Origin of the sequence: Mesorhizobium sp. M2A.F.Ca.ET.042.01.1.1, assembly GCF_003997405.1 — a bacterium.
GTDB lineage: Bacteria > Pseudomonadota > Alphaproteobacteria > Rhizobiales > Rhizobiaceae > Mesorhizobium.
In genome coordinates, this window is sequence record NZ_RZRX01000054.1 from 22,198 (window position 1) to 28,544 (window position 6,347).

At 62.4% G+C, this 6,347-nt stretch carries 7 protein-coding genes and 1 tRNA gene; 5 read left to right on the forward strand and 3 right to left on the reverse strand.

Annotation, left to right across the window (positions count from 1 at the left end; all coding sequences use genetic code 11):
• The first annotated feature begins 1 nt into the window (after position 1).
• From EOA23_RS36075 to EOA23_RS10905, 3 genes are all read left to right on the forward strand, one after another.
• The gene (locus EOA23_RS36075; RefSeq protein WP_210212481.1) at positions 2-271 is read left to right on the forward strand and encodes a hypothetical protein; all 270 of its coding nucleotides are present in this window, start codon (positions 2-4) and stop codon (positions 269-271) included.
• Positions 272-305: 34 nt separating this feature from the next.
• On the forward strand, positions 306-1,616 hold the full coding sequence (locus EOA23_RS35655) for a GNAT family N-acetyltransferase (protein WP_127884673.1): 1,311 nt from the start codon (positions 306-308) through the stop codon (positions 1,614-1,616).
• 1,125 nt (positions 1,617-2,741) lie between these two features.
• Positions 2,742-2,996: a hypothetical protein gene (locus tag EOA23_RS10905; RefSeq protein WP_127304032.1), complete on the forward strand. Its 255-nt coding sequence runs from the start codon at positions 2,742-2,744 to the stop codon at positions 2,994-2,996.
• Positions 2,997-3,039: 43 nt separating this feature from the next.
• Here EOA23_RS10905 and EOA23_RS10910 read toward each other — a convergent pair.
• From EOA23_RS10910 to EOA23_RS10920, 3 genes are all read right to left on the reverse strand, one after another.
• Positions 3,040-3,114 (reverse strand) — tRNA-Glu (locus tag EOA23_RS10910).
• A gap of 85 nt (positions 3,115-3,199) precedes the next feature.
• Positions 3,200-3,613, reverse strand: a complete 414-nt coding sequence (locus tag EOA23_RS10915; protein WP_127304034.1) for a VOC family protein — start codon at positions 3,611-3,613, stop codon at positions 3,200-3,202.
• A complete protein-coding gene (locus EOA23_RS10920) occupies positions 3,610-3,993 on the reverse strand; it encodes a fimbrial protein (RefSeq protein WP_127304036.1) in 384 nt (127 codons plus the stop codon). Before EOA23_RS10920 ends, EOA23_RS10915 begins: the two co-directional genes overlap by 4 nt.
• 26 nt (positions 3,994-4,019) lie before the next feature.
• Here EOA23_RS10920 and EOA23_RS10925 point away from each other — a divergent pair, with 26 nt between their 5' ends.
• Both EOA23_RS10925 and rpoH read left to right on the forward strand, forming a co-directional pair.
• Positions 4,020-5,084 (forward strand): RluA family pseudouridine synthase, encoded by a 1,065-nt coding sequence (locus tag EOA23_RS10925; RefSeq protein WP_127304038.1) that lies wholly within the window; start codon positions 4,020-4,022, stop codon positions 5,082-5,084.
• Positions 5,085-5,300: 216 nt separating this feature from the next.
• A complete protein-coding gene (rpoH, locus tag EOA23_RS10930; protein WP_126064089.1) occupies positions 5,301-6,212 on the forward strand; it encodes an RNA polymerase sigma factor RpoH in 912 nt (303 codons plus the stop codon).
• Positions 6,213-6,347 lie beyond the last annotated feature (135 nt).

Sequence of the window (6,347 nt, forward strand, 5' to 3'; positions counted from 1 at the left end):
GATGATCATCGTCAGTTTTCTTTATCCCAATACTGAGCGGGCACGCTTCGATGCCGCCTGTTATGTCGAGAAACATGTGCCCTTGGCCCTGGGCCTGCTTGGCGACGCCGTCAGAGGCATTCATCGATGCCGGCTAACCAAGCGTCAGGCGCTCGAAGTGCTGATAGGGCTTGCCGCCAAGCTCATCTCCAACTTCACCAACGCGCTGGCCCATACCGAGCTTGATGATCCGGTGAAGCCGCTGGCTTGGGTACATCCCAGCGAGCGCTGAAGCGCCCCCACTCCACGATAGAGACCAGAGAAGCATGATGAAGAAGAATATCCTTATTGTATCTGCGCACCCCGAACCAACGTCGCTCACCCGGCAGTTGGTCGATGTTACTGTCGAGACGCTTGGCGCCGCCGGACACGAGATCGTGCAATCCGAACTTTACGGTATGAAGTGGAAAGCAGTGTTCGACGCCGACGACTTTCCCGTCCGCACCAATCCCGACCGGCTGTCGTTCATCATGGAATCGGGCCATGCCTATACGACCGGCAACCAGACGCCGGATGTTGTCGCCGAACAGGCCAAACTCATTGCCACGGACGCGGTAATCCTGCAGTTCCCGCTGTGGTGGTACGGCGTGCCCGCGATCCTGAAGGGCTGGATCGAACGCGTCTATGCCTTTGGTTTCGCTTATGGCTACCAGAACGGCACCAACGAGTTTCGCTTCGGGGACGGCATCCTGAAGGGCAAGCGCGCGCTGGTAAATGTTCAGGCCGGTGGACCTGTGGCGGACTATGGCCCGCGCGGGATCAACGCGCCGATTGAGCAGCTGCTCTTTCCGCTGACCCACGGCGCGCTCTTCTATCCGGGCATGGATGTGCTGCCCACGCACGCTGTCTACAGCGCCGGCCATGTCTCCACCGCCGAAGAGGTCGAGGCGATCAAGGCGGGCTGGCGCGCGCGACTCGCCGGGCTGTTCACCGACGCGCCAATCCCGTTCCGTGCGCAGAACGGAGGCGATTTCCCCGATCGCCACACCATGGCGGATGACGTCGCGCCGGGCCAGACCGGCATCGTCGCGCATGTCGCCGAAAAATTGCGTTTCGTTGATGCCGTGGCGGGCGATGCCGCTGCAATAGCGTCAGTCGTGAACGGGGCATACAGGGCCGATGGCGCAGTTGAGGGATGGACCAACGAGCGTGGATTGCTTGATGGACCGCGCATCGGCGAGGCGGGCGTTCGTGCGCTCATCGCGCGGGAACGCATTCTTCTGCTGCGCCGGTTGACGGATGGCGCGATCTCCGGCTGCATCAACATCGCGATAGACGACGATGGCGCGTGGCATACGTCGATGCTCGCCGTGGCTCCGGACGAGCAGACCGCGGGCATCGGAAAGTTGATCAAGCAGGAGGTCGAGCGACAGGCCGCGGCGGCTGGGGCGCCACGGATGCGAATGGAGGTGATCCGGCAGCGTGAGGCATTGATCGCTTGGCATCGCCGGCGTGGATACGAGCTGACGGGCGAAACTCTAGCATTCCCCTACGACGACCCTTCGGTCGGTCATCCGCTGCGCCCCGACCTGGAACTTGTTGTTATGGAAAAGCAGTTGAACTCCACTGTTGGCTGAGTGTCAGCCACATTCATGCGCTTGCCGGCTTGTCGCAAACATCAGATCAAATCCCGAAGCTCGGGCGGTCGCAGAGCACCTACAATCCTTCCCGTTTCACCATCCTTTTCGGGAGGGCGGGCAGCGCTTCGCGATGTCGTCCGCCACCTCAGGTCCGCCGTCCTTCCGCGGCGGTCGCTACAACCGCTTGGAACTCTGCGGGTGTAGGAGTGCGATGAAACGCCTGAGCGTTAGCCGGCAAAGCGATCCGAGGCTGTTTGCGAGAAGTCCAGATATGCACGTAGGGTTCGATCTCCCTACTCCGGACGAGCGTCCCCGCACGAAGTATCAGCATTCCGGGAACGGCCGAGTTACGATTGGCAAGGCGGGTCATGCAAGCCTCACACCCGATATGCTCTGAGGCGGCCCGTTCCGCGCCGTTCAAAGCGAAGGTCGTGGCCGCGCCTTCGAAGCAGACAGCTGACTCAGGTAGCGTGGCGTGCAGCGCGAACGCACTTCCACTCCACGTCTGAAAATCTTCGCAGTGGCAGGCGTAACTCGCCGGCAGATCCTCCAACGCTATTTGATACGTCACCGCTCCACCGCGGCATCCCCCTCGAAGCATCTCGTTCTCCATCAAAAGACGTCCTGAAACTGTGCTGCGGGCCGGTGACGAGCTTAGATCAGCGATCAAAAAAGAGGCTGCATTGGGGTGACCCGAACCACCTGCACACGCGGATTAACTCTGTACCAGTTTTGAGTGCAGTTACGGCATATACGATGGCGCGATCGCTGGTTACAGAGGCTGGTGGAGTGGTTTAGCGCCTGCTTTCCACCCACAACCGGACGGTCCGCTAACCACCCGATCTCAGACATTCCGGCGGCGAAAGCGGACCCCAAAAGCTGCGCGTCGGCAAACGCCGAAAAGCGCTCGATAAGATATCGAACTTGGCACCCTTTCACGCAAAGAATCGCGACGTGATCCGAGGACATGCCGATCGGTGCCACTAAAGCCGCAAAAAAGTGTGGGACGAAAAGTGGGGACGACTTTGGCCAAATCGTCCGAAACGGCGGATTTCCGCCATTTTCCGCTTGACGATGGTGACCCCTACGGAACTCTCTGCCCGCAGTGACCGTTTAGGGCCGATGGCACTGGCTGACGACATCCAAATGGCGGAACGGCACGTTCTGCAAGCGGAGCGGCACATCAAGTGCCAGCGGGCGCGCATCGCCGCGCTGAAGCGCCGCCGGTTGCCGCGGGGCAAGGCATCCAACTTTCTGCAATTGCTTGAGGATGCGCAGTCGATGCACCTCCAGCACCTGTCGCGGTTGCTGGAACAGGCATCACGCGAAAGAACCGAAGCCGGACTCGCCGCCACCGTCTCCCTGGCCGCGGAATGACCAGCCTGTTGGAGTCTTTTCGAAAGTCGGGTTTTCGGAAGCTTGGTACGCCCAAGGGGAATCGAACCCCTGTTCCCGCCGTGAGAGGGCGGTGTCCTGACCGCTAGACGATGGGCGCGCTCAAGAACCGGCTACATAGGCTGGCGGCCGCGAAAAAGCAACTGGGGTTTCTGGCACCCGAACCACTTTACGGATTGGCTGTGTCAGGACTGCCGTTTCGGCTCGATCAGGTCCCAGAGATTGCCGTAGAGATCGGAAAACACAGCCACCGTGCCATAGGCTTCGTGGCGCGGCGCCTCGCGGAACTCGACGCCCTTCGCCAGCATCGCCTGGTGGTCGCGGGAAAAATCGTCGGTTTCGAGAAAGAGAAAGACCCGGCCGCCCGTCTGGTTGCCGATGCGGCTGGCCTGCTCCTCGCCGGAAGCTTCCGCCAGGAGCAGCCGCGCGCCATGGCCCTTGGCCGGCGCGACGGTGACCCAGCGCTTGCCGCCGCCAAGGTCGACATCCTCGATGAGCACGAAGCCGAGCCGCTCGACATACCAGCGAACCGCCTCGTCGTAATTGCCGACGACGAGCGCGACGGTCGCGACGCTGCGGCATTCGGCAAAGCCGCTCATTTGTTGCGAATCGCGAACTGGCCGATGATGCGGCGCTCGGCGATGTCGTAGACGAAGATCGACCGGCTGCCGTCGGCAAGCTCGGCGTCGATCGACAGGCGGTTGCCCGAGAGCGACTGGCTGACCACCTTGGCGCCGACAGGGAGCACGATGTCGCCAGAGAGCGGCGCGCCGGCCGGAACCTGGACATCGCCGGCAGGCGCCGGTCCGGCCACCGGCGCGTTGCGGGCTTTGTAGACAAGCGCGCCGATCACCACCATAAGGGCAAGGAACAGAAGGCCGAGATTGACGATCATGAAGCGGACGAGCTTGCGGCGCACATTCTCGGCCGCGGGGTCGAGCGGCTTTTCCTCGTCTTCTTCGGCGATCGGCCGGGCCATGGCTAAACAATCCGCAACGGGTTTCGATGAGCGCTCATAACGAAGAGACCCCGATATTGATAGAGGACGAATTGGCGGACGAGGAATCCGGCGAAGCTGTCGCGCTGGAAGCCGGCGCCGACGCCGCCGGCCAGCGCCTCGACCAGTGGCTTGCCGCCAGGCTCGGGCCGGAGCTTTCGCGCAGCCGCGTGCAGGCGCTGATCAAACAGGGCGCCGTCTCCATCGCCGGCAAGCCGGTGCTGGAAACCAAACGCAAGCTGATCGCCGGTGAACGGATCGAGATTCTGGTGCCCGCGCCCGAGCCGGCCGAGCCGCAAGGCGAGGACATTCCCCTCGACATCCTCTACGAGGACGACGAACTGATCGTCATCAACAAGCCGGCGGGGCTGGTCGTGCATCCCGGCGCCGGCAACTGGACCGGCACGCTGGTCAATGCGCTGATCCATCATTGCGGCGACAGCCTGTCCGGCATCGGCGGCGTCAAGCGGCCTGGCATCGTCCACCGGCTGGACAAGGAAACCAGCGGTGTCATGGTGGTGGCCAAGACCGACCGGGCGCATAAGGCCCTGTCGGAAGCCTTTGCCGACCACGGCCGCACCGGCGATCTCGAGCGCGCCTATCTGGCGCTGGTCTGGGGTATTCCGCAGCGGCCGACCGGCACGATCGACGCCCATCTCGGCCGAGCCGCCGACCGCGTGCGCCGCGCGGTCGTTCCCGAGGGCCGCGACGATGCTCGCCATGCCGTCACCCATTTCAGCGTCGTCGAGCGCTTCGGCGAGGATCAGCAGGCTTTCGCCACCGCGAGCCTCGTCGAATGCCGGCTGGAGACCGGCCGCACCCACCAGATCCGCGTCCACATGGCCCATATCGGCCATCCGGTTGTCGGCGATCCGGATTACGGCCAGGCCTTCCGCACCAAGGCCAACCGGCTGCCGGAACCCTTGAGGACCAAGGTCAAAGCCTTTCCACGGCAGGCCTTGCACGCCTGGCTCCTTGAATTCGAGCATCCGACCACCCATGTAACGATGAGGTTCGAAGCGCCGATACCGGGAGACATGGAGGAACTCGTCGGCGACTTCCGAAAACTTTGAACCGACCCGCCATGAGCAAGCTGTAAACCAGCCATCAAAAACCTGACCGGCGTTGTTCACTTCAGCGTGACAGACTGTTTAGCGTTGAACAAATGCCTGTCTTTTCTGGTTTTGTTCCTATATATAGAGGTTGTCGCGGATGAGCCTTTGGCATCCGTGGCGTGTGCCCGCCGCGTTTTCGGGGGCATCCACTCCAAAGAGAGAGGGGGCGCTATCATGGCCCAATCATTACCCAGTATTGTTTCCGGTGAAGGCGGTCTCGCCCGTTACCTGGAAGAAATCCGTCGCTTTCCGATGCTTCAGCCGCAGGAAGAGTACATGCTCGCGAAACGCTACGCCGAGCATCAGGACACCACGGCTGCCCACAAGCTCGTCACCAGCCATTTGCGGCTCGTCGCCAAGATCGCCATGGGCTATCGCGGCTACGGCCTGCCGATCGGCGAGGTGATCTCGGAAGGCAATGTCGGCCTCATGCAGGCCGTGAAGAAATTCGAACCGGAGCGTGGTTTCCGGCTCGCCACCTATGCCATGTGGTGGATCAAGGCCTCGATCCAGGAATACATCCTTCGCTCGTGGAGCCTGGTCAAGATGGGCACCACCGCCAATCAGAAGCGTCTGTTCTTCAATCTGCGCAAGGTGAAGGGCAAGATCCAGGCGCTCGATGATGGCGACCTGAAGCCCGACCAGATCGCCGAGATCGCCACCCGCCTCAACGTTTCCGAGGCGGAAGTGGTGTCGATGAACCGCCGCCTGTCGGGCGACGCTTCGCTCAACGCCCCGATCCGGGCAAGCGAGGGCGAGTCCGGCGAATGGCAGGACTGGCTGGTCGACGACCACGAAAGCCAGGAAGAGATGCTGATCGAGCAGGACGAGCTGGAAAGCCGGCGCGCCATGCTGTCGGGCGCTCTGTCGGTGCTCAACGACCGCGAGCGGCGCATCTTCGAGGCGCGCCGCCTCGCCGAAGAGCCGCTGACCCTGGAAGAGCTTTCGGCCGAGTTCGACATCAGCCGCGAGCGCGTGCGCCAGATCGAGGTGCGCGCCTTCGAGAAGGTGCAGGACGCGGTCAAGGCCGCCGCCAAGCGTCAGATGCAGGCGCTGCGCACCATCGAAGCGCAGCCGGCGGCTTAACAAGCTCGATGTCGAAAAAGAAAAGGCGGCGCTTAGGTGCCGCCTTTTTGTTTGGACGGCTCGGCTGGTTGAGCTTCAGGTCAGCCCGAGCCGAAAATGGTGGCTTCCGAGAGCCGGAGCGGAACGTACTTAAAG